This is a genomic window from Achromobacter sp. JD417 (assembly GCF_041879325.1).
In the GTDB taxonomy this organism is placed as follows: domain Bacteria; phylum Pseudomonadota; class Gammaproteobacteria; order Burkholderiales; family Burkholderiaceae_B; genus Achromobacter; species Achromobacter mucicolens.
This window is the reverse complement of record NZ_CP087159.1, coordinates 5,650,071-5,672,663: the sequence shown is the minus strand read 5'-3', so window position 1 is coordinate 5,672,663 and position 22,593 is coordinate 5,650,071. Positions and strand designations below refer to the sequence as shown.

20 protein-coding genes are annotated in these 22,593 nt (G+C 62.2%); 2 read left to right on the top strand and 18 right to left on the bottom strand.

Annotation, left to right across the window (positions count from 1 at the left end; genetic code table 11):
* Positions 1 to 47: 47 nt before the first annotated feature.
* The 5 genes from LN047_RS26050 to gtdA all read right to left on the bottom strand — a co-directional run bounded on the left by LN047_RS26050 (position 48) and on the right by gtdA (position 3,960).
* Positions 48 to 1,073, bottom strand: coding sequence for a Bug family tripartite tricarboxylate transporter substrate binding protein (locus LN047_RS26050; protein ID WP_373980641.1), 1,026 nt, complete (start codon positions 1,071 to 1,073; stop codon positions 48 to 50).
* On the bottom strand, positions 1,066 to 1,443 hold the full coding sequence (locus LN047_RS26045) for a chorismate mutase (RefSeq protein ID WP_062841265.1): 378 nt from the start codon (positions 1,441 to 1,443) through the stop codon (positions 1,066 to 1,068). Before LN047_RS26045 ends, LN047_RS26050 begins: the two co-directional genes overlap by 8 nt.
* A gap of 2 nt (positions 1,444 to 1,445) precedes the next feature.
* Positions 1,446 to 2,084, bottom strand: a complete 639-nt coding sequence (gene maiA, locus LN047_RS26040) for a maleylacetoacetate isomerase (RefSeq protein WP_373980640.1) — start codon at positions 2,082 to 2,084, stop codon at positions 1,446 to 1,448.
* A gap of 15 nt (positions 2,085 to 2,099) precedes the next feature.
* The gene (locus LN047_RS26035; protein ID WP_373980639.1) at positions 2,100 to 2,798 is read right to left on the bottom strand and encodes a fumarylacetoacetate hydrolase family protein; all 699 of its coding nucleotides are present in this window, start codon (positions 2,796 to 2,798) and stop codon (positions 2,100 to 2,102) included.
* Positions 2,799 to 2,892: 94 nt separating this feature from the next.
* Positions 2,893 to 3,960, bottom strand: a complete 1,068-nt coding sequence (gene gtdA / locus LN047_RS26030) for a gentisate 1,2-dioxygenase (RefSeq protein ID WP_373980638.1) — start codon at positions 3,958 to 3,960, stop codon at positions 2,893 to 2,895.
* A gap of 184 nt (positions 3,961 to 4,144) precedes the next feature.
* On the opposite strand from gtdA, the gene LN047_RS26025 reads away from it, so the two are divergent.
* Both LN047_RS26025 and LN047_RS26020 read left to right on the top strand, forming a co-directional pair.
* Positions 4,145 to 5,080 (top strand): LysR family transcriptional regulator, encoded by a 936-nt coding sequence (locus LN047_RS26025; RefSeq protein WP_056320529.1) that lies wholly within the window; start codon positions 4,145 to 4,147, stop codon positions 5,078 to 5,080.
* Positions 5,077 to 5,625: a hypothetical protein gene (locus LN047_RS26020; protein WP_373980637.1), complete on the top strand. Its 549-nt coding sequence runs from the start codon at positions 5,077 to 5,079 to the stop codon at positions 5,623 to 5,625. The genes LN047_RS26025 and LN047_RS26020 overlap by 4 nt, the downstream gene beginning before the upstream one ends.
* A 55-nt stretch (positions 5,626 to 5,680) precedes the next feature.
* On the opposite strand, the gene LN047_RS26015 is transcribed toward LN047_RS26020, so the two are convergent.
* Genes LN047_RS26015 through tssB form a run of 13 tightly spaced genes read right to left on the bottom strand, consistent with a single transcriptional unit; the run spans position 5,681 to position 22,505 of the window.
* Positions 5,681 to 6,556 carry a DUF6708 domain-containing protein gene (locus LN047_RS26015; protein WP_373980636.1) on the bottom strand — a complete coding sequence of 292 codons (876 nt, stop codon included), beginning with the start codon at positions 6,554 to 6,556 and terminating at the stop codon, positions 5,681 to 5,683.
* A 3-nt stretch (positions 6,557 to 6,559) separates the two neighbouring features.
* Entirely contained in the window at positions 6,560 to 9,571 is a 3,012-nt protein-coding gene (locus LN047_RS26010) for a T6SS effector BTH_I2691 family protein (RefSeq protein ID WP_373980635.1), read from the bottom strand.
* Positions 9,564 to 10,478, bottom strand: a complete 915-nt coding sequence (locus LN047_RS26005; RefSeq protein WP_373980634.1) for a DUF4123 domain-containing protein — start codon at positions 10,476 to 10,478, stop codon at positions 9,564 to 9,566. Before LN047_RS26005 ends, LN047_RS26010 begins: the two co-directional genes overlap by 8 nt.
* A gap of 32 nt (positions 10,479 to 10,510) precedes the next feature.
* Positions 10,511 to 12,637 carry a type VI secretion system Vgr family protein gene (locus LN047_RS26000; protein WP_373980633.1) on the bottom strand — a complete coding sequence of 709 codons (2,127 nt, stop codon included), beginning with the start codon at positions 12,635 to 12,637 and terminating at the stop codon, positions 10,511 to 10,513.
* Between the two features lie 32 nt (positions 12,638 to 12,669).
* On the bottom strand, positions 12,670 to 13,545 hold the full coding sequence (icmH, locus tag LN047_RS25995; RefSeq protein WP_373980632.1) for a type IVB secretion system protein IcmH/DotU: 876 nt from the start codon (positions 13,543 to 13,545) through the stop codon (positions 12,670 to 12,672).
* A 1-nt stretch (position 13,546) separates the two neighbouring features.
* The gene (gene tssK, locus LN047_RS25990) at positions 13,547 to 14,884 is read right to left on the bottom strand and encodes a type VI secretion system baseplate subunit TssK (RefSeq protein WP_373980631.1); all 1,338 of its coding nucleotides are present in this window, start codon (positions 14,882 to 14,884) and stop codon (positions 13,547 to 13,549) included.
* The gene (gene tssJ / locus LN047_RS25985; RefSeq protein WP_373980630.1) at positions 14,881 to 15,831 is read right to left on the bottom strand and encodes a type VI secretion system lipoprotein TssJ; all 951 of its coding nucleotides are present in this window, start codon (positions 15,829 to 15,831) and stop codon (positions 14,881 to 14,883) included. The genes tssK and tssJ overlap by 4 nt, the downstream gene beginning before the upstream one ends.
* Before the next feature lie 53 nt (positions 15,832 to 15,884).
* Positions 15,885 to 17,249 (bottom strand): type VI secretion system-associated FHA domain protein TagH, encoded by a 1,365-nt coding sequence (gene tagH / locus LN047_RS25980; RefSeq protein ID WP_373980629.1) that lies wholly within the window; start codon positions 17,247 to 17,249, stop codon positions 15,885 to 15,887.
* Complete coding sequence (tssG, locus tag LN047_RS25975; protein ID WP_373980628.1) at positions 17,246 to 18,265, bottom strand: type VI secretion system baseplate subunit TssG; 1,020 nt, start codon at positions 18,263 to 18,265, stop codon at positions 17,246 to 17,248. The genes tagH and tssG overlap by 4 nt, the downstream gene beginning before the upstream one ends.
* Positions 18,229 to 19,995, bottom strand: a complete 1,767-nt coding sequence (gene tssF / locus LN047_RS25970) for a type VI secretion system baseplate subunit TssF (protein WP_373980627.1) — start codon at positions 19,993 to 19,995, stop codon at positions 18,229 to 18,231. Before tssF ends, tssG begins: the two co-directional genes overlap by 37 nt.
* 25 nt (positions 19,996 to 20,020) lie before the next feature.
* Complete coding sequence (gene tssE, locus LN047_RS25965; protein ID WP_152382769.1) at positions 20,021 to 20,449, bottom strand: type VI secretion system baseplate subunit TssE; 429 nt, start codon at positions 20,447 to 20,449, stop codon at positions 20,021 to 20,023.
* A 14-nt stretch (positions 20,450 to 20,463) separates the two neighbouring features.
* Positions 20,464 to 21,948, bottom strand: coding sequence for a type VI secretion system contractile sheath large subunit (gene tssC, locus LN047_RS25960; protein ID WP_373980626.1), 1,485 nt, complete (start codon positions 21,946 to 21,948; stop codon positions 20,464 to 20,466).
* 50 nt (positions 21,949 to 21,998) lie between these two features.
* The gene (tssB, locus tag LN047_RS25955) at positions 21,999 to 22,505 is read right to left on the bottom strand and encodes a type VI secretion system contractile sheath small subunit (protein ID WP_373980625.1); all 507 of its coding nucleotides are present in this window, start codon (positions 22,503 to 22,505) and stop codon (positions 21,999 to 22,001) included.
* Positions 22,506 to 22,593 lie beyond the last annotated feature (88 nt).

Genomic DNA, 22,593 nt, shown 5'->3' with positions numbered 1-22,593 from the left:
TCTCCTTGCTTGTTGCTGTCGGCGCGCGGCCGGGCCGCGCGTCGTCCTTACTGGCCCTTGATGCCCAGCTTCTTGATCAACGGCTCCCAGCGCTTCAACTCGTCGTCCATGTAGCCGCGAAACTGCGCGGGCGTATCGCCGACCGGGTCCATGAACTGCGCCTGCAGCCGCTTGGCGACCTCGGGGTCGTGAATGGCCTGGATCAGCGCGTCCGACAGCTTCTTCTGTACATCGGCCGGCGTCTTGGACGACACCACGAAGCCGATCCACGCAGAGCCTTCGATCCCTTGCACGCCCACTTCGGCCAGCGTCGGGATGTCGGGCAGCAGGGCGGAGCGCTTGGACGAGGTGACCGCGAGCGCCTTGAGCCGGCCGTCCTTGACCATGGGCATCACTGCGATGGGCGGCAGCGCGGCAAACTGCGTGTCGCCCGACAGCAGCGAGGTCAGCGCCGCCGGCGACGACGGATAGGGCACATGCGTGGCGCGCGCGCCGATCTGCTGCAACAGCAACTCCACAGCCAGATGCGAGACCGTGCCCGCGCCCGGTGACGGGAAGTTGTACTTGTCCGGATTCTTCTTCAATGCCTCCAGCAGCTGGCCGATGTTGTCGATGCCGGCCGCGGACGGCACCACCAGCACGTTGGGCTGGTGCACCGCCAGCGTCAGCGGCGACAGGTCCTTGGCGGGCGCGTAGGGCAGCTTGTCGAACAGCAGCGTGTTGTTCACCAGCGGACCGGTGATCGACACGCCGAACGTGTAGCCGTCGGGCTTGGCGTTGGCGATGGCGAACGTGCCGATGTTGCCGCTGGCGCCGGGCTTGTTCTCGACGACGATGGTCTGGCCCAGGATCGCGCCGGCCTTCTCGCTGACGATGCGCGCCACCTGGTCGGGGCTGGAGCCCGGGCCGAACGGCACCACGGCCTTGAGCGGCTGCGTGGGCCATGCGTCGGCGGCGCTGGCCGCCAGCGGCGCCAGCACGGCCAGGCCGAACGCCGCGGCGCGCGTCGCAAAACGGCGAGCAAAGCGGCGTGCAAGGCGGTGGCCCGGTTGCGAGGTCGAAGAATCAAGCATGCGTGTCTCCCACGTTCTTCATGGTGTCGAAATAGGTCTGTTCATTGGCGATGAAGGCGGCCACCATCGCGCGGTAGGTGGCGTCCACCACCTGCTCCAGGTTCGTGAATCCCTGGTTGTGGCGCTGGGCCAGCGCCCGGGCCTTCTCGAAAACCTGCGCCTGGCGCGCGGGCGCGCTCACCTGAAAGGCGTCGCGCTTGAAGCGCGCGGCGTCTTTCACGTACATCGCCCGCTCGGCGATCAGCCGCACGATCTCATCGTCCAGCCGGTCGATATTGGCGCGCACGTCCGCCAGGGTGGCGCACAGCGGGCGGTAGGCCGGGTCGGTGTACTCGCGCAGCGGGGCGCCTTGCGTGTCGGGTTCTTGCATGCTCACTTGGTGTAGTCCGGTTGTTGCGCGGGCGCGGCCTGCTGGAAGGCCGGCTGCGCGTTGCAGTGTTCGACGACGCGCAGAATGCGCGGGTAGGGCGACAGATCGCAGCCCATGCGCTGCGCGTTGGCCACCTGCGGCACCAGGCAGCAGTCCGCCAGCGTGGGCGCATTGCCAAGGCAGTAAGCGCCGTGTCCATGACGCGCCAGCAGTGCTTCCACCGCCGTCAGGCCTTCGCGGATCCAGTGGTGGTACCAGGCGTTCTTCTGCGTTTCGCTGGCGCCCAGCATTTCCTGCAGGTAGCGCAGGATGCGCATGTTGTTGACCGGATGGATGTCGCACGAGATGGCGTGCGACAGCTCCAGCACGCGGGCGCGCGCCAGCGTGTCCGCGGGAATCAGCCGCGGCTCGGGATGCGTGGCGTCCAGGTAGTCGATGATGGCAAGCGACTGCGACAGCGCAACGTCGCCGTCGACCAGCAGCGGCACGCCGGCCGACGGGTTGCGCGCCACGTAATCCGGCGCCCGCTGCTCCTGCTTGCGCAGGTTCACGGGCAGGTATTCATAGGACAGGCCCTTGAGCGCGAGCGCGATGCGCACACGGTAGGACGTGGAACTGTTGAAGAAGTTGTGCAGTTGCATGCGGGTCTCCCGGCCTCAGGCCATCTGCACGCTGAGCGTGCCCAGTCCGTCCACGCCGCCGACCATTTTGTCGCCGCGCACCACGGGGCCGACGCCTTCGGGCGTGCCGGTGTAGATCAGGTCGCCGGCCTCCAGGCGGAAGTACTTCGAGAGATACGCAATGGTTTCCGCGATGGACCAGATCAGCTTGCCGATGTCGCTGCGCTGGCGGTCGGCGCCGTTGACCTGCAGCCAGATGCCGGCCTGCTCGATGCCGCGCACCGATTGCGCCGGATGCAGCGGGCCGATCGGCGCGCTCTGGTCGAACGCCTTGCCCAGTTCCCACGGGCGGCCGGCTTCGCGCATCTTCATCTGCAAATCGCGGCGTGTCATGTCCAGGCCGACGGCGTATCCCCACACGTGGTGCAAGGCATCGTCGACGGAGATGTTGGCGCCACCCTTGCCGATGGCCGCGACCAGCTCGATCTCGTAATGCAGGTTGGACGTTTCGGCCGGATAGGGCAAAGAGAGGGTGCTGCCTTCTGCGACCGGCACGACGGCGTCGGCCGGCTTGCAGAAGAAGAACGGCGGTTCGCGGTCGGGGTCAAAGCCCATTTCGCGCGCGTGGGCGGCGTAGTTGCGGCCGACGCAGTACACGCGGCGCACGGGAAAACTGTCCTGGCTGCCGGCAATGGGCACGGCAACGGGAGCGGCGGGAGCAAACACAAACGACATGGGTCACCCTTTGAAGGCGGAGGGAAATTTGAATCTCGGCCGTATTCGCGGCCAGCTTCGGCCGCGTGCTGCCACGTGCGGCCGTGTACGTGCGTCAGCGGACGCGTTCTTCGCGCCACAGGCCCAGCGCGTCCTGCACCGGCCGATCGGAATAGCTGAAGAGCGTCGCGTCTTCCAGCGCGGCAAGCTGCACCGGCATCCAGGAGGGCGCGACGAACACATCGCGCGGCCCAAAATGAAACTCCTGGTCGCCGATGCGCGCCGTGCCCCGGCCCTCGACCACGCTGTACACCGTGGAGTCAGTCGTGCGCGTGGTCTTGCCCTGAAAGCCTGCCGGCAGGAACTGCATGAAGGTGGCCATCGTCGGCATGGGATAGCCGCCCGTGGCCGGATTCAGGTAGCGCAGCTTGACGCCGTCCCACGGGTCGAGCTCGCCATGCCGGTAGAGCGCATCTAGCGCCTCGCGGCTGCGTTCGTAGGGGTAGTTGAAGATGGGCGATGTGCCGCTGGAAACGTGATGCCGCACGGGCGCCATGTTGTGGCCAAAACGCGCCATGCTGTCGCCTTCGGGCCGTGTGACCGGCTGCGTGGCGGACGGATAGTTCTCGGCAAAGCCGGCATCCAGGAAGCGCAGCAGCGGAATGTCCAGGCCGTCCAGCCAGACCACCGGCTCGCCGCCTTCCACGGTTTCGGCGTTGCCGTGGTCGTGCCAGGTCCACGAGGGCGTAATGATGAAGTCGCCGGGGTGCATCGTCGTGCGCTCGCCGTTGACGGCGGTGTACGCGCCGCGGCCCTCGACGATGAAGCGCAGGGCCGATTGCGTGTGGCGGTGGCTGGGCGCGATCTCGCCCGGCAGGATGAGCTGCAGTCCGGCGTACAGGCTTTGCGTGATGCTGGCCTGGCCCGGCAGACCGGGGTTTTCCAGGATCAGCACGCGGCGCACGGCTTCTTCTGCGGTGATCAGCGATCCGGATGCCATCACGTCGTCACGCACGTCGTCGTACTTCCAGAGGGCAGGCACGCAGCGCGGCGCGGGTTGGCGCGGCACCAGGTTGTGCAGCGATTCCCACAGCGGGGCCATGTGTTTCTTGGCGATGCGCGCGTAATAACGGGCGCGGTCCGAAGCGGCGCTGTCCGCGCCGGCGCAATGACCGTCGTGCATGGTTGTCTCCTGTACGTCCGGCTGGTGCCGGCTTCTACGGGCGGCCGCCGCGTAAGTTCGCGGCTGGTCCTGATATGGAGACGATTATGCGAGCAGGAGCTATGTGGTTTGAAATGAAATTATCTTATTATCCATACCAATAACCATATACATACGAGACAAACCTCCCACCAAAAGGGCCTGCATGGACTGGACCCATCGCTTGCGGCTGCGCAATCTGAAGATGCTGCTCAGCCTGGCCCAGACCCGCAACATCAGCCACTCGGCCGCGATGCTCAATACGACGCAGCCGGGCCTGTCGAAATGGCTGAAGGATCTGGAAGACGATATTGGCTTGCCGCTCTTCGAGCGACACGCGCGCGGCCTGCGCCCGACGCCGCATGGCGACGTGCTGATCGCGCACGCGCAGCGCGTTGAGTCGCAACTGGATCGCGCCAGCGCGGACATGGCGGCCCTGCGCGAGGGGGGCGGCGGGCGCGTGGTGATCGGCGCATCCGGCGCGTCTGCGTCCGACACCGTGCCGCTGGCGGTGATGAAGCTGCTGGAACGCATGCCGCAGGCGCGCGTGAAACTGGTCGAGGGAACGACCGATCGCCTGCTGGCCCAACTGGCGCAGGGGGAACTGGATATCGTCGTGGGACGGTCTGCGCCGGAGCATCATGATCCCGCGATCCGCTTCGAGGCGCTCTACCTGGAACCCATCCACCTGGTGGCGCGGCCTCGCCATCCGCTCTTCGCAGTAGAGCAGCCAAGCTGGCAGGACCTGCTGTCCTACCGCTGGATCCTGTGGCCCAAAGGTACGCCCATCCGAAACGCGGTCGACGCCGCGCTGGCCGCGGCCGGACAGGCGCCGCCGCCCGACCATATCGAATCCAATTCCGTCACCGTCAACCTGACCCTCATCAACAACAGCGACATGATCGGCGTCGCCTCGCACCGCGCCGCGCTGCGCTTTTCGCAGATGCGGGCGATGCGCATCATTCCGGTGCGGCTGTCGGGGTTCGGGTCGGTCGCGATGTATTGGCGGGAGGATGCGTTCCGGCCTGTGGCCGTGGAAGAGGCGATGGCCGCGCTGCGAAGCACCGTGGCCGAACATGCCCCCGGCGTGACACGGCTATGACTCCCGAGCCCGCCTCCGGCCTGAACGCCCTGATTGATCAGTGCCGCAAGCTGGAAGCGGCATTGGAGGCGGGCAACGACCCTTCCTCGTCTGCGGCGATGCACCGCTTCGTGGCCCACATGGATGAGGGCCGCACGCCACCGGGCATGTGGTCGCCCCTGGTGCTGTCCGTGCTGGTGATGGCGGGCGGGCTGGGCGTCGGCATTGAATTGCTGAGCCTGCTGCTGCGATTCGCCGGCCCCGCGATGGCCGCGTTCGCGCTGGTCGCGGTGTGCGCGGGGACTGCGCTGGGCCTGTCGATCGGGATGGTGCTGATGATGGCGGGGCGGGTGCAGGGCGTGGTGCTGCTCAAGCGCCTGTCGATCTGTCTGATCGCCGTGGGCGCACTCGGCGGCATCGCCTGGACGCAGGGCGACGTCAGGGCGGTGGGACCGGTGGTGGCGGTGCTTGGCGGGTTGGGGGCTTGGCTGGTGATGAACTCTGGCGGGTTTTATGTGTTTGTGGGGTATCGGGTGGCGTTGCCGTGTTTGGCGCGCCGGGCATAGCGATCACGTGCCGTCCGCGGGTACTGGAAGGGCACCTTGCAATTCGCGGCATGTCCTAGCGCCCCAGAGCTTCCGGCGGTGGCGGCGCACCTCGAACGTTGAAGACGCGGCACACCGCGTACCAGCACAGTGCGGAAAACATGTTGTAGGGGAAGAGCACGAGCCACATCGGCAGCAGCCAATTCTTTTTGCCTTGCATTTCGCCGGGTTCGCCTGAGCGCCAGGGCGCGTAGTGGCGCCAAGCTTCGGCGGGCGTCAGGCAAATCCGGTGGAGCGGGGCGTACCACCAATTGGGTTCGCCTGGCGCTGGCAACCTGTCGGGACCTTCTTCCATAAACTGCCGGATGTATTCCCACACCTGCGCGACGTATCGGGGGTCTGGGTCGTTGGAGTGGTTGCTGTCGACCCAGAGGACGATACGGTTCTTCTCTTGACCGGCCGCAGGCTTGGGGCCGAAGGCGAGGGCAAAGTTGGTGGTAAATCCAGCACCGCCAAATTCATTGCGCACGAATACGCCTCCCTCGGTCTGCGCCCAGTCGAACTGGATAAGGGTCTTGTTGCGTTGGTAATAAACTTTTTTGAGCCTGCGGTTGAAGTAGAAATTAGATAGGCGGGTAATGTAGAAAACTCGATACCAAGTCAGCAAGGCAAAAAAAGTGAACAGAACCACGCCGCCCGATACATAAACTAGGACAAAGAGCTGCCTTTCCGATGAGTCTGTAGAAGCCGTTGGAATTTCGAAGTACATCCAAATCAAAAATAGCGATGCAAGTGCGTTAAAGGCCACATACAGCTTTCCCATGAAGACGGAATCCACCGCCCACGGATTGCGCAGCGAGAGGACCACTTCGTCCATCTCCGCTAGTTGGTCGCTTATGGCAGGAACTGATATTGATTTCTCGTGTTGCGAAAACAGCCAGGTGATTGCCATGAATCAGCTCATCAATTTAAAAGTGGTGAATACGACGGCGCTCTCATCAAGTCCTTGATTGGGCTGGTATTCAATTTTTAGTTCGACGCCGGACTTGCTCTTTGCTTGAATCTTGAAGTTAATTACCAGCTCGCCAGATGCGAGATGAAAGGCTGTTTTGGCAGCATTGACATCGCTCTCCTGACCAGCGTCCGGAGCGGACAGTTTGTACTTCCAGTCACTTTGTCCAGTGATATAGCCTCGAAGCAATACGGTGAATTCGGCGACGCTAGGTTCTGTCGGTACGCTATCGGTTGTAATCTGCCCCCAGTTCGGTATCGACCAAGCGGTGTTTTCATGCCAACGACTGTCTACGTTGGTGATTCCCAGCGACTTTGCCTGATGATCGTCAATTAATACGGGTGCGAAATTGGCGGAATACCAAGCCTTGATCTCATCTCGTACCTCGGGATAAGGCGGTAGCCGATCGTTTGGATCTAGATTGATTCCCTTCCTTTTTTCCCCGTCGTTTTGCCTGGTGCCGAACACGCCTCGCACGGCCCATAATTCAATAGGTTGATGGACGCGATCCTTTGCGTGGGCATGCAGTTCAAGGCCTATCGCAAGAACGCCGGCGCCAAGTAGCGCGAATGCTGCGGCAGCCCAGCCGGCGAAAGGGATGACAGCGGTTGCTCCGGCGATAGCGAGGGTTCCTTCCAAGAGCGCGATTCCTCCGAGGGTTGATGCAATCCCCCCTGCGAATGTGAGGCTGGCTGCTGCCATGTCTCCTTGTTTCGCTTGGCGAATGGCCTTCAGAGCGTCGGCCGAAAATCCGAGAAAGATGGCCGGATAACCCACCAACCGAGTAAACAAATTGCTGCTGATAAACCGAATGTGCCCATTCCCAAAAGTCATTCCCGGAACAGTCGCACTGACTCGCAACATGATGATCTTGTGAGAAGCCCGCGCGCTGACCAGCACAGCCGCCGCGGCGCCCGCCAGCCCGAAAAGCGCGGACGCGAAGCCAGCCGCGTATTCGAAAGACGGATCGCTCCGCAAGTTGGCGTAGGCGGTTCTAAGGCTCACGATGTTGAACCAGAGCATGCCTACATTTAACGCTCCTCCGCCCGTCGTGTTGAGCAGCGATGCAATATTCGGCTTCACACGCCGCGTCAGGGTTTCCTCGATGGTCACTGTGCGGCTGCCGTGGACGCGTACCTTCTTTATCTCTTCGACCTTCGCCATGCCAGAATTAATGAGGTTGTCGACTTCTCTGCTGAAGGCATCCGAGCGTACAACCTCGTCGGTGATGCGGTAGCGAGCGCTTAACAAGCCCATGGCCTTGCTTGCGTTGGCCTCATCGGCGGCGGCAAGTACCTGTTGCCGCAGGGTGCGGCTGGCTTCCCAGCGAGTCTTCCCGCGCATGCGTTTGAGCACGACGGTGGTCACCGATTGTGCTGTGAGGTCTGTGACGCCGGCTGTGGCGGGAAAGCGTCCCGCCAGATCCTCAATGATGTAGTCCGCGGCGCCCAGCAAGGATCCCACTGCATCGGCCTTTTCCTTGAAGGGGTTGTATGGCGCCAACGCGGTGTAGAGCAGGCTGTCTTCCTTGTCGAGCCACGCATTCAACCGCGTGAAGCGAGGGTCGTCGTCCTCGGTGCCGGGCAACGATTGGCTCATTGAATGAATCAGCATAGACAGGGATACTTCCAGTCCTATCGCTGATATACGCTTGTTGCGATCGTAAGCGGCCAAGGCCGCCGCCACGCTGTTCGGATCGCTTTCATATGTGGCCTCGGCAGTGGCAAGCCACCGATCGTGATCTTCGCTTGCCTTGGCCACGATGGCGTGGAGACGTCGCAATCGGCTTTCAACCTCGTCGCGCTCGGCCAAGAACTGGTGATACTTGGCCTTGTCGATACGCTCTCCTAAACGGCCGCCTGCGGGAGAAATATGCTCGTTCGTAAGCACCTCGAAGACCATCTCGGAGGGCGTGAAGCGACGGTGGTGACCAACCTGCTTTTGCTGATACTCATAGCGCAACTTGGCCAAATGTTCTGGCGCAAGCTTGTCGCGCGGGTACATGTTTCGCAAGGTCTTTTCAAGGAGTAACGCCACCAAATTGCGGTGATGGTAGCTTTGGCTCTTAGCGCTCAAGACCTCCACGTCCTGCCGGAATGCTCTCGGGAAATCCTTCGCGCCGAGCTCGGCGTTGTCCGTGCCGGAGGCCGAATTAATCTGTTCGGAGGGCATCAGGTCGCGTGTCTGATGCTGATACGCGGCGACGGACAGGCCGAGATCATGGCACAGTCCCTCCGCGTCATTGAGAACCACGACCGCCGGCACTCGCGGTTGCGTAAACCGATAGTGATTTCGTTGGGCTAGAAACGTGCCAACGGGCAGATCATCCTTGCTTGCATGGCTGCTCCAATCCAGCGGCAGACGCTCCTGGCGCGGCTTGAAGTCCTCGACCCACTGTGTCAACGCAACCGCCGGCAGCACGTGGGGCTGGCCAGAAGGCGATTTGACACCCGAGGTCAGTTCGGCCATGTCCAGGGGCCGCATATGAAGCCGCCGCACCGTGGCATCTGCGGAGATCCTGGCCGTCATGTCGTTGGTCCAGAGGTGCGGGCTATAGCCGACCCACACCTCCTTGGCAGTCTCGGGACTGGTGTCTGCCCACACCCACCCCATGCGTGCGCCCGCTTTGTACCTGTCCTTCCTGTCGTAGTTCTCCAGCCCGGTGTATGTCAATTCCTGATAATGACCTTCACCGTCGTACTCATGAATGACGAGCTTCTCGCCCTTTGGGCCTTTCATGAAGACATAGACATAGCCCGGACGAATGGCACGCAAGGTATACGAAGACAACTGCAGAAACGGAAAGCCCATTTCCAGGCTGAAGCCGGACTTGGCGTACCGATACTGGGCGGAGCCGTCCGAATTCGGAACAATCGCATATCGGATGGGAAGAATGGGAATGCGTGGGCAGCACGCCGGTGCGGACGTTGCGCCGCCTGCTGTGATCTTAGTCATCAGCCGATTCCTGTGCGCGAACGAGCGCGTCCAGTTGACGCAGTCGAGCCTGAGGCGACTCGGTCAAGTCATTGAGAATTTCGCGTGCCTCATCGCTCTGGAGCAGCCACGGATGATGGGCGAACAGGTTTATGTATTGGGCCGTGACGGTTTCTTCGTGGAAATTCAGACGGTCGGCCAATTGAAGGAGTTGCTCTATCCAGTCGCGAATCTCTTCGAGGCTGCGACCGGTGTGTTCGGGAATCGAATGCACCTCGTAGATGCGACTTTGCAAGAAGTGCTCCCGGGTGTTTGCGTCGAAGCGTTCGAGCTCGTGAGGGCGCAGCATCAGTACACTCGTCTTGCCGCCAACATATCCGGAAATGTCGCGATCCACGCGGCGCCAGTCGTGAACTGGACCCCAGCTAGCGCGCCAGAGCAAAGCGCTGATCGGTCCAAGCCACGCATCGCGGTGGTCCTCGTCCAACGCCTCGAGCCAGGCGGCGAGGTGATGTGGTTGAACGTTCAAGGTGGCTTCGCCCTCACAAGACAGATCAAGCTGCACTAGACCTCTGAGGTGTGCCGCCATATCACCGAGATCGGCCGCCGCACCGATGAACATTGCGCCACCTGCGGGCGCCCAGTGCGTGAGAGCCTCTTGCATCAGCCCAGGCTGGCTCGTCGCGTCAACTAGCAGCGGGCCACGGTCAAATTGCTCATCCAGTGGCGTGCCTTGCCAGACCCAAGCATGCCAGGGTAAGGGATCGAATTCTTTCACCATGTCCAACACGCCAGGCGCATAGGCGGGGCGGTATTCGCCCTCTTGCGGCACAGGGCGGTAGGCCCAGTTTTGTAGTGGCACGGTCATCAGCAACAGATAGCGGAACGGCGTGCGAGGAAGCGCATCCTGGGTGATGTCCTTACCCATGGATGTAATCCAAGGCGGAGCTTTGGGAAGTGTCATCGAGCGAGCCCTCCAAGACAGCGGCAGTCGGATAACGGGCAGGTACCGTCCGGACGGCGCCCGCACAGGCGGTCGATGGGTTTGCCCGTGGCCGGGTCACTCCGGATCGCAAATGGGTTGCCAGCCCCGCCGCCCTTCTGGCTCATCGGCCCCTTGATCAAAATGGCGGTCCCCTCAAGCGTGATCCCCGACCCATCAATACGAATCGTCCCCCCAGGCCCTTTCAAAATCACGCTCCCCGCCGCCTGAAGCTCATACACCTTCGTGCGCTGCCGGATCGCCTGCCCGGCCTGAAGTTCCGCGTGCCCCTCCACGCTCTGCTCCTGGTGCCCGCCAATACTCACCCAATGATTCGCCACAGTCTTGTCGCGGCGGTTGTTGCCCACTTCCTCGGTGCGGTCCTTGCCGGTGTAGATCGTGTGATTACGCCCCACCGTCAGAAAGTCATCTCGCCTGATGTCGTGCCGCCGATCCTGGCCGATGTTCACCTGTTCGTCATTGCCCACGGTCTCCCTGCGGTCGTGGCCGATGGTGATGGTTTCGTCGTTCTCGACCTGCTCGCTGCGGTCGTGACCCACGAACGTCGACTCGTCGTGGTTGACGTGGATGTTCTGGTCCTTCTGCGCGTGGACGTAGATTTCTTCCTGATCCTTCTCGTCCTCAAAGCGCAGTTCGTTGTACCCCTCGCCCTTGTGGGTCTTCGTCTTGATGGTCATCCGCGTCTTGTGGCGCGGCAGCTCGTAAGGCGGCAATTGCAGGCGGTTGTAAACTCGGCCGGTGATCACGGGCTGGTCGGGATCGCCGTCGAAGTACGAGACGATGACCTCTTGTCCGATGCGGGGAATGGCCATGTGGCCCCACGTGGCCCCGGCGATGTTCTGGGAGACGCGAATCCAGCAGGAGCTGTATTCGTCTTCCTTGCCGAGACGGTCCCAGGGGAACTGGACCTTCACGCGGGCGTATTCGTCGGTATAGATTTCCTCATTGGGCGGGCCGACCACCACGGCGTTCTGTGGTCCCTCGATGCGCGGCCGGGGCAGCGGTTCTGCACGCCACTCGGCGTCGTCCGGAACTAGCTCGGCCTCGTAGCGATAATGCGTGCCGTGCGAGGCATCGGCGCTTTCCTCGGCTTGGCTTGTGTGTTGGATGCCGCGGTGGACAATGCGGACGGGGCGCCAGCCGCGGTTGAGATCTTCGCGAGGATGCCCGGCCAGGGTGAACGAAATGCCCGGCTGCAGGCGCGGGTCATCGCCTTCAACAAAAGCGAACCGCGCGTCGCGTCGGTGGCCGCGCAGGCGATTCTCGGCGAAGGGCTTGCCCGCCTCGTCGAACTTGGCGCGGGCCGGGTAGTCGTAGCGCTCGTAGCGGCGTCCCTGGTGGTCAAGATCCCGCCCATCTCGACTGTGCTGGTGGGTATAGCGCGGATGGTGAAAGGTGTAGTCGCGCTGGGTCTGGCGCGCGGTGCGCACGTTCTCGGTATAGGTGAAGCGACGCAGCGCAGGCTGCGGCTGATCGCCGCCGGGCATGGGGTTGTACTGCACCGGCGCGTCGCCGACGCGGCCGTGAATGAAGAGGCGATCGCTGTGGACAAGTTGATGTCCTTCGGCGCCATGACGGAAGGAATAGAAAAAGCCTTCCTCACGCATGATGCGTTCGACAAAGTCGTAGTCCGTATCGCCGGCTTGCACGCAGTACTCGCGGGACTGGTGCTCGGTGGTGCTGCGCTGCTCGTAGTCCTGGGTGAGGCCATGCGCCTTGAACACCGCCTCGGCGATCTGTGGAACGGTCAGCGCCTGGAAGATCCGCCAATCGGAACTGAGCTTCAGGCGCGCCAAGCGTGGCTCGACGATCGCGGAATACCGCGTGCGGCGAAAGCCGGTTTCGCCCTGGACGAATGAAGATACCGCGCCGTGCACGTGGCGAACCGGATTCTGTCCCTGCCAGACCGTGAGCAGCGCGGCTCGGTCCAGAACACTGCCAAAGTCGACGGCCGCATTGGCGCTGGCCAGTTCGATTTGCAGCACGTAAGTTTCGGAGAGGCCTTCCTGCAAGATGAACTCGACGACGTCGAGAGATGCGTCGCCGACGGTGAAGGTGAAGTGCAGATCGGATTGCGTGGGCATGATGTCTTATCTCCAGTTCAAAACTAGCCGCTTCACTGTTTGAGAATGCTCTCGAGCGAATCCAGCACCATCTGCGTGGCGGTGCCCAGTTTCAGGGAGAAGTACAGAAACGCTGCGGCCACCACAACCGCGGCTAGCGCCCAAGGCGTCCAAAGCGGCCACTGCCGGTCCAGCCGGTGACGGAGCGTGGAGATGTTCGCGGGAGCGTCGACCAAACGTTCGGGCACGTCTCCCCGCAGCTGGCGCAGTTGCTCATGCAGCCGGGTAATAAGGGCGTTCAGCGTGTCTTTGTTGTTGTGCTGTTGGCCATACTTGCCCTGATAGCCCAGACACAGGCAGAGGTACTTGAACTCGAGGGCGTCGCGGTACTTGGCGGCGTCCATCTGCATTCGCGCCAGCACCGTGAAGAACTTCTCGCCACCCCAGGTTTCGTTGTGGTGATAGCTCAGGAGAGACCGTCCTTTCCATCGCGAACCCACACCCCATGGCGTCGCCATCACTGCTTCATCGATGAAGGCGCACAGGGCGTAGCGGAAGGACAGCTGCGTCGCCCCGTCGTATCCAAGCTGCCGAACCTCTTCCGAGAGCGCGGTGATATGGTCCCGGACGTTCTCATATAGCCGATTCACATCGTCTTCCGGCAGGTCCTTCATGCGGCGCACCCGCATCACCAGGCCGAACAGCGGCTGGGCGATGTCGACCAAGGGGTTGATGCTGTGGCCGCGCAACTGAAATTGCAGATCCTCGTCCGCATTGATGCGGTCCACCCCTTCGTAGAGCACCCGATCCGCGTCACGGATACTGGGTTCGCGAGGGGTACGCATGAAGTCGTCCGGCACCTTGGGCAGAACGGAAGGAGAGGGACTGGTCTCAATGCGGTCGTTGCCGACCATCACGGTATGGCTCATCTCATTGACTCCGAATGGCCCAGAACTGCAGCTCCAGCTCGGGGAAGTCCCCGGTGATGTGGAAGCCGAATCCGGTTGTCCCCTGCGGCATCAGGCGCTGCCAATGGGGATGCGACCGGTCCAGCTGAAAATAGGTGAAACCGGCGTGGAAAGGCAGATGGCGCGGCGCAACCGGCAGTGTCATCAATGGAATTCCCGGCAACTGCAATCGGATCAGTTCCTGCAGCAACTGATGCGAGGCCATCTTCGCCTGGCGCACAAACTGTTGCCGCATTTGCTCCAAGGGCATTCGCGCGCGAACGGCGAGGATGAAGTCGGCGCTTTGCAGCAGGCTGGGATCGTGGACTTGCGCCGTGAATACACCATGGCCTTGCTTGTCCAGCGGCAGCGACACGGCGCGCGGCTGCAGCACCGTGCACAGCACGCGGCGCAGCGTCTCCTTCAGCATGCGGAAAGAGGTCTGTGGCGTGTCGTGCTGATAGGCGGGGTAGTCCTGCGGTAAACGTCCCTCGTCGGTAAAGGTGGTCAGTTCGCCGCAGGCTTGGCCGCACGCCAGATAGGCATCGACCGGTCGCACATCGGCGTCGCGCGCCAGGTGCCGGAACAGATGCTGCCATCGGTTGAGCGCTTGCAGCAGGTTGAAGTCTGTAATGTCTGCAACGCCGGACTGGCCGGGCGACCCGATCCGCTGCGCGATGCTTTTCGCGCGCTCGTGCATCAGCGCGGCAATCTCTTCCATGAAGTGCGCCAGCGGGCGGATGGCCTGCAGGTACATGCCCGTGATGTGAAAGTCGCTGTCCAGCAGCAGGCTTCCGTCGGGCCGCCTGTCCAGGATCCGGCTCAATGCCAAGCCCGTGAAGGCGCTTCGATCGTCTCGTTCCAATGCCAGTTGCAGATTGGGCACGGCCAAGGCGATGGGCGTGTGATTGCCTTGATTACTGTGCGTGTCGCGGATGTCTTCGGTGTGATGAAGGTAGCGGGCGTTGCCCAGGGTGTCCGGCCAACGAACCTCGGATGTCCCGTCCGAGCGCAGCGGCAGCGTCAGGTATACCGTCTGATTGGCGGCAGTTGCATCAGGAATCGACAGGGGCTCGGGCGGCGGCTGGTCGTGGGGGATGTTGAAGGCGGTACCGTCCGGCATGATGCCGCGCGCACGCACGATGGAGATCTTGCCGAACGACAGAAACTCCTGATTCAACTCCAGCTCCGAGAAGCCATAACAGTACCTGCTGCCCATGCGCACATTGACGTAGTGCTCGAGGTATCGGTCGGTCTGCTGGAAGTGCTGGGGTTTGACGAATTGCCCTTCGCCCCAAACGACGGGATTGCGGCTGGTCATTGTTGTTCTCTCGCTTGATTGCTGGCACGTTGAGCGGTCTTGGCTGGCCGGTAGCTCTCGTCGGTGATGGCGACCCGAGTGTCTTGCAAGGTCACCAGCAAGGCATACTTGCGGCTGCGCGGCTCCACCCGGAACACGTCGTACCAAAGCTGGGCGTCGGGCGCATGAAAGACCGCCACGACCGCGACGTAATGGGTGTCCTCGTCCAGGTCGCGATAGTTGATGAACTTGAATTGGCCGGGCGCGAGCAGGTAGTCGTCGGCTGTGATGTAGGTGCTTCCAAGCGCCTTTTTGGGGGCACTGCGGACCAGATCGGGATCGGCGTTTTCCAGCAGCGAATCGTCCTTGAGCTGGATCACGCGAAAGGAGACGGGCGTGGCATTGGCATGATCCTGGGCCGCCAGCGGCGCGGGCGCCAGGGGAACGCCATCGCGGTACTGGCCAAGCGCCACGTCCTCTCCACGGGGGCTGGCAGCATGGCCAGCCGCGGGGGCTGAATCTTGCTCGTCTTCACCTTGGCGCAGTTGCCACTGCACCGGAAAGGGAGCCTGGTTCGTCGCCACGCTGTCCGTCCACAGGCTTTCAGAAGAGGGGTTCATGACGATGGAGCGAGTCTTGAAGACTTTGGTCAGCGCGGACCTGACGGCCGTACTCGTGCCGTCTTCTGACGGCGCCGCCGGCGATTCCGCTTGATGCAGGTGTTCAAGCAAGGCTTGCAGACGATGCACGAGGTCTTCGCGGGTTTCACCCTGCACATTGACCGAGAACGACCGTTCATTCACCGGCGCCGTCGTCGGATCCGAGTCCGGTTCGGCAACCGGATTGGGATTCACGTCCTTGGCGGCGTACAGGCTCAACGCCACCTGCGTTGGCTGATCCTCTGGCGGGCCCACCTGGATGTCCGGATCCATCAGGATCTGCCCCGTCTTGGTGAGGACGTTTCCCACGGTGCCGCATCCGGACAACAAGGATGCGGCGCACAGAAGTGCAACGGCTGGCCTCATGGCTCTTCCTTGCGCAGCGACTGGTCGTAGGCTTGGTCGAAGACCTCCCAAAACAGTTTTTCGAAGCCTTGCTGGCGGCTGGATCTGAGTTCTTCGTAGTAATGCCGGTACATCTGCCAGGCCCCGTCACCAGGTAACGCTTCGTGCTGCTGGCCGGACCGGTAGCGGGCAAACCGGCGTTCAAGCTGGTCCGGCGAGAACGCTTGCAACAGCGCACTCAGACCGGCGGTGATGGCGTCTAGCATCGCGCGATGCTGTTCGGCTATCTGCTCGAGCGATTCCTCGACGGCGGCGGTGGGAGACAGGTGGACCATGCTGCGGTCCCGGGAAAAGAGAGCGCGCACGGTGTCTGGATAGGTCTGCGGGAGGCGCAGCGGATTGTCTTCGATGGGCTGCAGTGTGCGTTTGGCGAGTGCCAGCCGTGTGCCCTGAGGTGCGCGATTCAATGCGGCGATGCCGCGAATGAGCGCGGCTAGCGTGGTCCCCGCCTCGAACAGCAGGGTGTACGCATCGTGCGGGTCCACTGCGCCCACAGGCGCGCCCAGCCCTTCGACCAAGGGCGCCACAAGGCCCGCCGCATCGCCGCCGTGGTTGAACTGATTCTGGATCCATTGATCGGATGCTCGGGGGACTGCAGAAGAAGGGGGGTGTCCCGACATGGGGGGATCTCCGAAGGCATGCAAAGGGGAGCCGGAAACGGCTTCGAATCGGGTCGTGGACAGGTCGGCCTGCGCGGCCAACTGCGTCTGGCCGTAATGCCTGGAATCCAGCGAAGCGGCGTTGTCGGCTGACGCGGGGTCCGGACGGATGGCTTCTTGGAGCGCCAGCAAAGGGTCCAGCTGTCCTTGCGTCGAGGGCTCCGACAAGGCGTTGAACTCGCGCCAGCCACGTTCTGACGGCGGGTTTGGCGCCGGCGCTCCGTCGCCGTGGGGCAGGGCCCCGATATGTTCGTTCGATGTGCCAAGCAGCTCGGCGACCTCATGCTCGGCGAGATGCCGCGCTGGGTCGGGCAAGGCGTATGTCTCGTCATCCAGGTTGACGGTCAGGCGATAGGGCCCTACGTGCAGGATGTCTCCCCCGCGCAGTCGAACGCTGACAAGCGCGCCAAGCGGGTCCATTTGGTCGTTCACACGCGTCTGTCCGCAGCGATCGATGACGAAGTAGCCGCCATCTTCGTAGCGGACCTCGCAGTGGATGGACTGGACGCGGCCCGACCTGTCATGCAGGATCCAGTCCGCCCCGTGCGCGCCGATCGTGCCGCCTGCAATATCGAACAGGCACCGGGGCTGGCTGCCTTTCTGCAGGGCCTGAGGGTTGTCGACCACGAGTGCAAGGCGATGATGAGAGGATGTCGGGATCATGTGCGCAGGGAAACTCTGACGGGCGGCGGGAGGGTCGAGGCCGGCTGTTCAAGAAAACTGGTCCAACCCAGTTGCGTGCCGCCGGCAAGCCGAGGATTGAAGGGAGGCACTTCGTCTTGCCGCAGGCCAAGCTCGAGGTCGCAGGGAATCGGGTCGCGCAGCAGAAAAACGACGAGCTGGCGCAGGCGCTCGAAGTTTTCGCCGTGGGGCAGAAACTCGCGAAATCGCGCCTGGCTCAAGTGCGATATCACGATGACGAAGCTGCTGTGCCGCGTGCGTATGCTGTCGCCGATCTGGAAGCTGTGGCTAAGCTGACCGTTGTTCACGCCAAGCCTGATTCGATCGGAATCGTCGATGACGGCGTGCCGAAGCGCGAAGTCGCGAATCTGCACATCCTCCAGGTCGAAGCAATGCGCGATCAGCCCGGCCAGCATCGCGGGCGAGCGGCTGCGCAGAACCACCGCGCCGGCAAAGCTCAGCAGCCGGCTCCAGGCGATTGGCGTGTCGCCCCGGGTCGCGTCATGCTGCAGACCGATAAGCGCGAAGATCCGGCGAGAGAACTGGTCATCCGCGCCACGCCGGAAGCGGATGTAATAGCGATACTTGCGCCAGGCCTGGTGCAACAACGTCAACAGGCGATGGTTAAAGAAGTCCAGGAACGCGGGGCGGATGCCCACGCCTTGGCCGGCCTCGTAGGCTAGGCGGTCAAGGTAGTAGCTCGGCAGGGGAGAATCCGTGCCGTGCATCCCGAAGAACGTGGCTTGCACACGGTACTGATGCGGAACCTGACTTTCAAGGCGTTCGGCCAACGCGACGTCGGACGCCGGAAAGCCCAGCCCCGCGTGATTGCTCAGGAGAATGCGCTGGTGATCCGCGTCGAAGGTGTCGGATGATTCCAGGTCGTCATCGTGCAGCCCATGCAGCCGCTCCAGCAGGCAGAAGAAGTCATGTCTCTTGGCCTCGGCCAACAATGAATCGCTCAGATCAGGGGCTGGGTTCCGCTGCGCATCGGCCATGCGTAGTGCTCCTGATTGGTCATGTTGATCGCTTCCAGTACGTGGAACGACGCCAGGCTGGCGTATAGCGACAGGAAGTGGCTGAGCACTGTCCCGAAAAGATAAAGGTCGCCTTCGCAGGAAAATCCTTCCTGATCGAGCTTCAAGAGGGTGCGCGTGCCTCGGATGGGAAGACCCTTGTACATGCGGTCGATGGGCTCACTGACCACTGCCTTCAGCCCGTCCAGGCGCTTTTGCGTCGTTCGGGCACGCTGGATGTCGTGATGAGCCGAGAAGTCGTAGTTGCCAAGAATGGCTTTGAGGGGTTCGGCCGACAGCAGCGAAAGGTAGGTGGGTGAAAGGTTGGAGATCAGACTCCAATGCAGATCGCCAGCCAGTACGGGACGGTATGGCGGCGTGGGTGTCGTCAGGTTCTTGAAGCGAACGAATGCGGGGGTGTCGCGCGACCCTTCGCGGATATCGCCGACGCCCAACGCAAGCGGGTAATCGCGGTTGGTGCAGGTCAGCGAGAGCGACACCGTTTCCTCTCGGCCAATGTAGTGGCGGTCATCGCCCCGCACGAACGCAATGCGGTGGTCGATGCCCGAGTCGGAGGGTGACGGCGACAACCGCGTGCGGTAGTACAGTGTGGTCCGCCCGCGTTCGTGTTCGATCTGATGACGCAGCGACTCAAAAGGTTCGTAGGTACGTAGCCATTCTCCCGGCTGAGCGCTGTCGCCGTTCTTCCATCCATCGACCTTGTCGATACTGAAGATCTCGAACGCATCAGGCCGGTGGCCGCCGGGTTGGAGCCGGTATTCGGCGGCCTTTCCGGTCAGGCGAATAGGCTCGGCGTCGTGTTCGAACAGGTTGACGGCCGGCGTGCAGTAAAGCGCGATGTCTGCCTTGCGTACCCGCACGTCCGCCGGCATGGGGCGCGTGAAGTGAAACTCAATGCGTATGTTTGTCGTGGGCAGGTCGGGCCACAGCCCAAGCAGGTGCGTCAGTGAAAAAAAGTAGAAGCGCCTAGGAAAGAGAAAGTACTCCTGGAGGATGCGGTATCCATCCATGGCGTTCTTGGGGTAGGGCAGCAGGGCAGAGTCGGGGGTGAATCCGGAAAATTCGATTTGGCCAACCGGGATGTGGCGAACCCGGCCAGCGGACTCCATGCGGATCTCGCCCAGGTACTTGGCCAGCCATAGATACAGTGTCTGTGCGGTGTAATCGCTGCCGCTCAGGTAGAACTCTAGTTGGTCACAGCCAAATGTACTGGGCGGGTTTTGGCTCAGGGTGGCGAGGTCAATGCGGACAATCGACTTTTCCAGTGAATGGCCATCATCGACCCCTGCGACCTCGAAGGGGAAGATTGACACGTCCTGACTCGTGCGGAACTGGCATTGCACGCCGTCCACGGCCCGCGACTGGATGCTGGTTCCACGCGGCACGGTCTGGCGGCCGGTGATGGAGTGGTCGGTGGGTTCGAACTGCATGATCGTGGCGCTGGGTAGGGGCCGCAGATAGTTGGGCCACAGCATTTGCAGCAGCGAGTGCGTCAGTTCGGGAAAGTCGTCTTCGATCTTCAGACGCAGTTTTGCCGTGAGGAAGGCAAAGCCCTCGAGCAGTCGCTCCACATCGGGGTCCGTGGCTTCCTCGCCCAGAAACGGGGCCAGCTGCGGGTTATTGCGTGCGAAGACGCGCCGCAAGCGGCGCAAGTAATCCAGTTCCTCTCGGAATTTTCCCTTCAGTGGCATCCGGTCAGCCTCCCTTGGCTACTTGCTAGGTCACCCTGACCTGTCGGCCTTGATGGTGAAAGAGCAGGCTTATCTCGACCTGCTCTTGCGCATTGTTCAGCGGCACCCGGCAGATCAGCCGAAAGCCCAGATTCAATGACGGATCGGACCCCGCCAATGGCCTGACGTCGATGACGTGAGCGCGCGGCTCGTAGGCGGCCACTGCTGCGTGGATGTCGAGGCAGACCTGTTGGCGCAGGTCCACGGCACCCGTCGCCGCGTCGTTCAGATCGCGCAATCCCAAGCCGGGACTGCTCTGAGAGCTGCCCTGGCGGGAATTGAGGATCCATTCCAGTTGGCGCTTGATGGCGCGGATGCGTTCGGCCGCCATTTCCTGGCGGGTGCGGTTGCGCCGTGGCGGAAGATCGGGATCAAGGCGTTCGAACAGGCTGCCGCGCCCAGGGGACCGAGGCATGGGTCAGCTCCCTGTCAATCCTTGTCCAAGCGGCCAACCAGCGACAGCTCGAAGCTGGCGCCCATGTACTTGAAGTGCGGACGCACCGAAAGCGCGACCTGGTACCAGCCAGGATTGCCGTCGACGTCCTGCACGACGACCCGAGCCGCCCGCAGCGGACGGCGGCTGCGGACGTCGCTGGTTGGGCTTTCCTGGTCCGCGACGTACTGGCGCAGCCAGTTGTTGAGCTCGCGCTCCAGGTCCTGGCGTTCCTTCCAGCTGCCGATCTGTTCGCGCTGCAGCACTTTGATGTAGTGCGCCAGGCGGTTGATGATGAACATGTATGGAAGTTGCGTTCCCAGCATGTAGTTGGTCTGCGCAGCCTGGCCTTCGGGTGTCTTCTGGAACACCTTGGGCTTTTGCACGGAGTTAGCCGAAAAGAATGCGGCGTTGTCGCTGTCTTTGCGCATGGTCAGCGGAATGAAACCTTCGCTTGAAAGTTCGAACTCCTTGCGATCCGAGACCAGGACTTCGGTGGGAATCTTGGCCTGCAATTGTCCCAACGATTCGTACAGGTGCACGGGCAGATCTTCCACTGCGCCACCGGATTGAGGACCGATGATGTTCGGGCACCAGCGGAACTTCGCGAAGCTGTCCGTCACGCGGCTACCCATCAGAAACGCCGTGTTGCCCCACAGGTAGTTGCGGTGGTCGCCGTCGATGGCTTCCTCATACGAAAAGCTGCGCACCGGGTTTTCGAGCGGATCGTACGGCTGGCGCAGCAGGTACCGGGGCATGGTCAGGCCCAGATAGCGCGAGTCTTCGGATTCACGCAAGCTACGCCACTTGGCGAAGCGCGGACCTTCAAAGATGTCCTTGACCTCTTTCAGGTTGGGCAGCTCTTCGAAGGATTCCAGATTGAGCATTTCGGGCCCGGCAGCGCCCAGGAAAGGCGCATGCGCCATGGCGCCTACGGAGGCGAGGTAGCCCAACAGCTTGATGTCCGGCGCGGAAGGGCCGAAGTTGTAGTTGCCGATCATGCATCCGACCGGCTGTCCGCCGAACTGGCCGTAGCCGGCCGTGTATACGTGCTTGTACAAACCGCTGCGGGTAATGTCGGCAGCGCTCTCGAAGTCTTCGAGCAGTTCGTCTTTCGTGACTGGCACGAACACAACTTGGATATTTTCTCGGAAGTCCGTGCGCTGGACGAAGTCGAAGAGGGCTCGCCAGATGGATTCGAGCTGTTGGAATTCGGGCTGATGCAGAATGGCATCCATCTGCTTGCTGAGCTTGCGATCAATGGCGGCAAGCATCTGGTCGACCAGATGCTTGTTGATCGGCTGCTCGCGAGACTCGGACTTGAGCATTTCGGACACGAAGGCTGCGACTCCGCGCTCGGCGACTGCATAACCTTCCTGGCTGGGCTCGATGCGGGTCTGGGCCATGATCTGGGCCAGCAGTCCGCCAGGGGGCAGGCTGTCGGCGTGTTCCTGGAACTCGGCAGTTTTGGCTTTGGTCATCGGTGCGTCCTTGAGAACCTAACAGAGTGGGTTTGAGACGGAGCCCGGCATCACGCCTGAGGCGTCGCCAGGAGTTGGTCGAGTTCCTGCGCCAGTTTTCCGCGCGCGCTGTCGTCACCCAGAAGCGTCTGGATCTGCTTGCGGAACGCGGGGATGTTGCCCATGGGTCCCTTGAGCGCAACGAGGGCTTCGCGCAGTTCCAGCAGGCTCTTCAATTCGGGAACCTGGCGGGCGATGGCGTCGGGACTGAAGTCCTTGATGCTCTGGAATTGGAGGTTGACGCTGAGGGTGTCGTTGTCGCTGCCTTCTTCGAGCGTGGCCGGGACGTCCACTTTCAAGTTCAGACCGGCTTCGGCCATGACTTCGTTGAAGGTGTCTTTATTGATTTGAATGGCGGGGCGGTCTTCCAGCGGCGTTTCGTCGCCGTGGCCCCTGAAGTCGCCGAGCACCATCACTTTCAGTGGCAGTTCTATTTCCTGCTGCTCATCGCCCGTCGCGGGGATGTAGCGGATGTTGATCCGCTCTTTCGGTGCAACTGAACCAACTTTCGACGCCATGGGTAACTCCTTTCAAATATTCGAGCCGTTTATTCGTCCGCTCCGGAAGGCATGGAAGTCCGCGTTGGTAGACGCCGGAATATCAGGT

Excerpts from the sequence above, each read along its gene's own strand:
- LN047_RS26050 (WP_373980641.1), bottom strand. The coding sequence starts at position 1,073 with ATGCTTGATTCTTCGACCTCGCAACCGGGCCACCGCCTTGCACGCCGC.
- LN047_RS26045 (WP_062841265.1), bottom strand. The coding sequence starts at position 1,443 with ATGCAAGAACCCGACACGCAAGGCGCCCCGCTGCGCGAGTACACCGAC.
- maiA (WP_373980640.1), bottom strand. The coding sequence starts at position 2,084 with ATGCAACTGCACAACTTCTTCAACAGTTCCACGTCCTACCGTGTGCGC.
- LN047_RS26035 (WP_373980639.1), bottom strand. The coding sequence starts at position 2,798 with ATGTCGTTTGTGTTTGCTCCCGCCGCTCCCGTTGCCGTGCCCATTGCC.
- gtdA (WP_373980638.1), bottom strand. The coding sequence starts at position 3,960 with ATGCACGACGGTCATTGCGCCGGCGCGGACAGCGCCGCTTCGGACCGC.
- LN047_RS26025 (WP_056320529.1), top strand. The coding sequence starts at position 4,145 with ATGGACTGGACCCATCGCTTGCGGCTGCGCAATCTGAAGATGCTGCTC.
- LN047_RS26020 (WP_373980637.1), top strand. The coding sequence starts at position 5,077 with ATGACTCCCGAGCCCGCCTCCGGCCTGAACGCCCTGATTGATCAGTGC.
- LN047_RS26015 (WP_373980636.1), bottom strand. The coding sequence starts at position 6,556 with ATGGCAATCACCTGGCTGTTTTCGCAACACGAGAAATCAATATCAGTT.
- LN047_RS26010 (WP_373980635.1), bottom strand. The coding sequence starts at position 9,571 with ATGACTAAGATCACAGCAGGCGGCGCAACGTCCGCACCGGCGTGCTGC.
- LN047_RS26005 (WP_373980634.1), bottom strand. The coding sequence starts at position 10,478 with ATGGGTAAGGACATCACCCAGGATGCGCTTCCTCGCACGCCGTTCCGC.
- LN047_RS26000 (WP_373980633.1), bottom strand. The coding sequence starts at position 12,637 with ATGCCCACGCAATCCGATCTGCACTTCACCTTCACCGTCGGCGACGCA.
- icmH (WP_373980632.1), bottom strand. The coding sequence starts at position 13,545 with ATGAGCCATACCGTGATGGTCGGCAACGACCGCATTGAGACCAGTCCC.
- tssK (WP_373980631.1), bottom strand. The coding sequence starts at position 14,884 with ATGACCAGCCGCAATCCCGTCGTTTGGGGCGAAGGGCAATTCGTCAAA.
- tagH (WP_373980629.1), bottom strand. The coding sequence starts at position 17,249 with ATGATCCCGACATCCTCTCATCATCGCCTTGCACTCGTGGTCGACAAC.
- tssG (WP_373980628.1), bottom strand. The coding sequence starts at position 18,265 with ATGGCCGATGCGCAGCGGAACCCAGCCCCTGATCTGAGCGATTCATTG.
- tssF (WP_373980627.1), bottom strand. The coding sequence starts at position 19,995 with ATGCCACTGAAGGGAAAATTCCGAGAGGAACTGGATTACTTGCGCCGC.
- tssE (WP_152382769.1), bottom strand. The coding sequence starts at position 20,449 with ATGCCTCGGTCCCCTGGGCGCGGCAGCCTGTTCGAACGCCTTGATCCC.
- tssC (WP_373980626.1), bottom strand. The coding sequence starts at position 21,948 with ATGACCAAAGCCAAAACTGCCGAGTTCCAGGAACACGCCGACAGCCTG.
- tssB (WP_373980625.1), bottom strand. The coding sequence starts at position 22,505 with ATGGCGTCGAAAGTTGGTTCAGTTGCACCGAAAGAGCGGATCAACATC.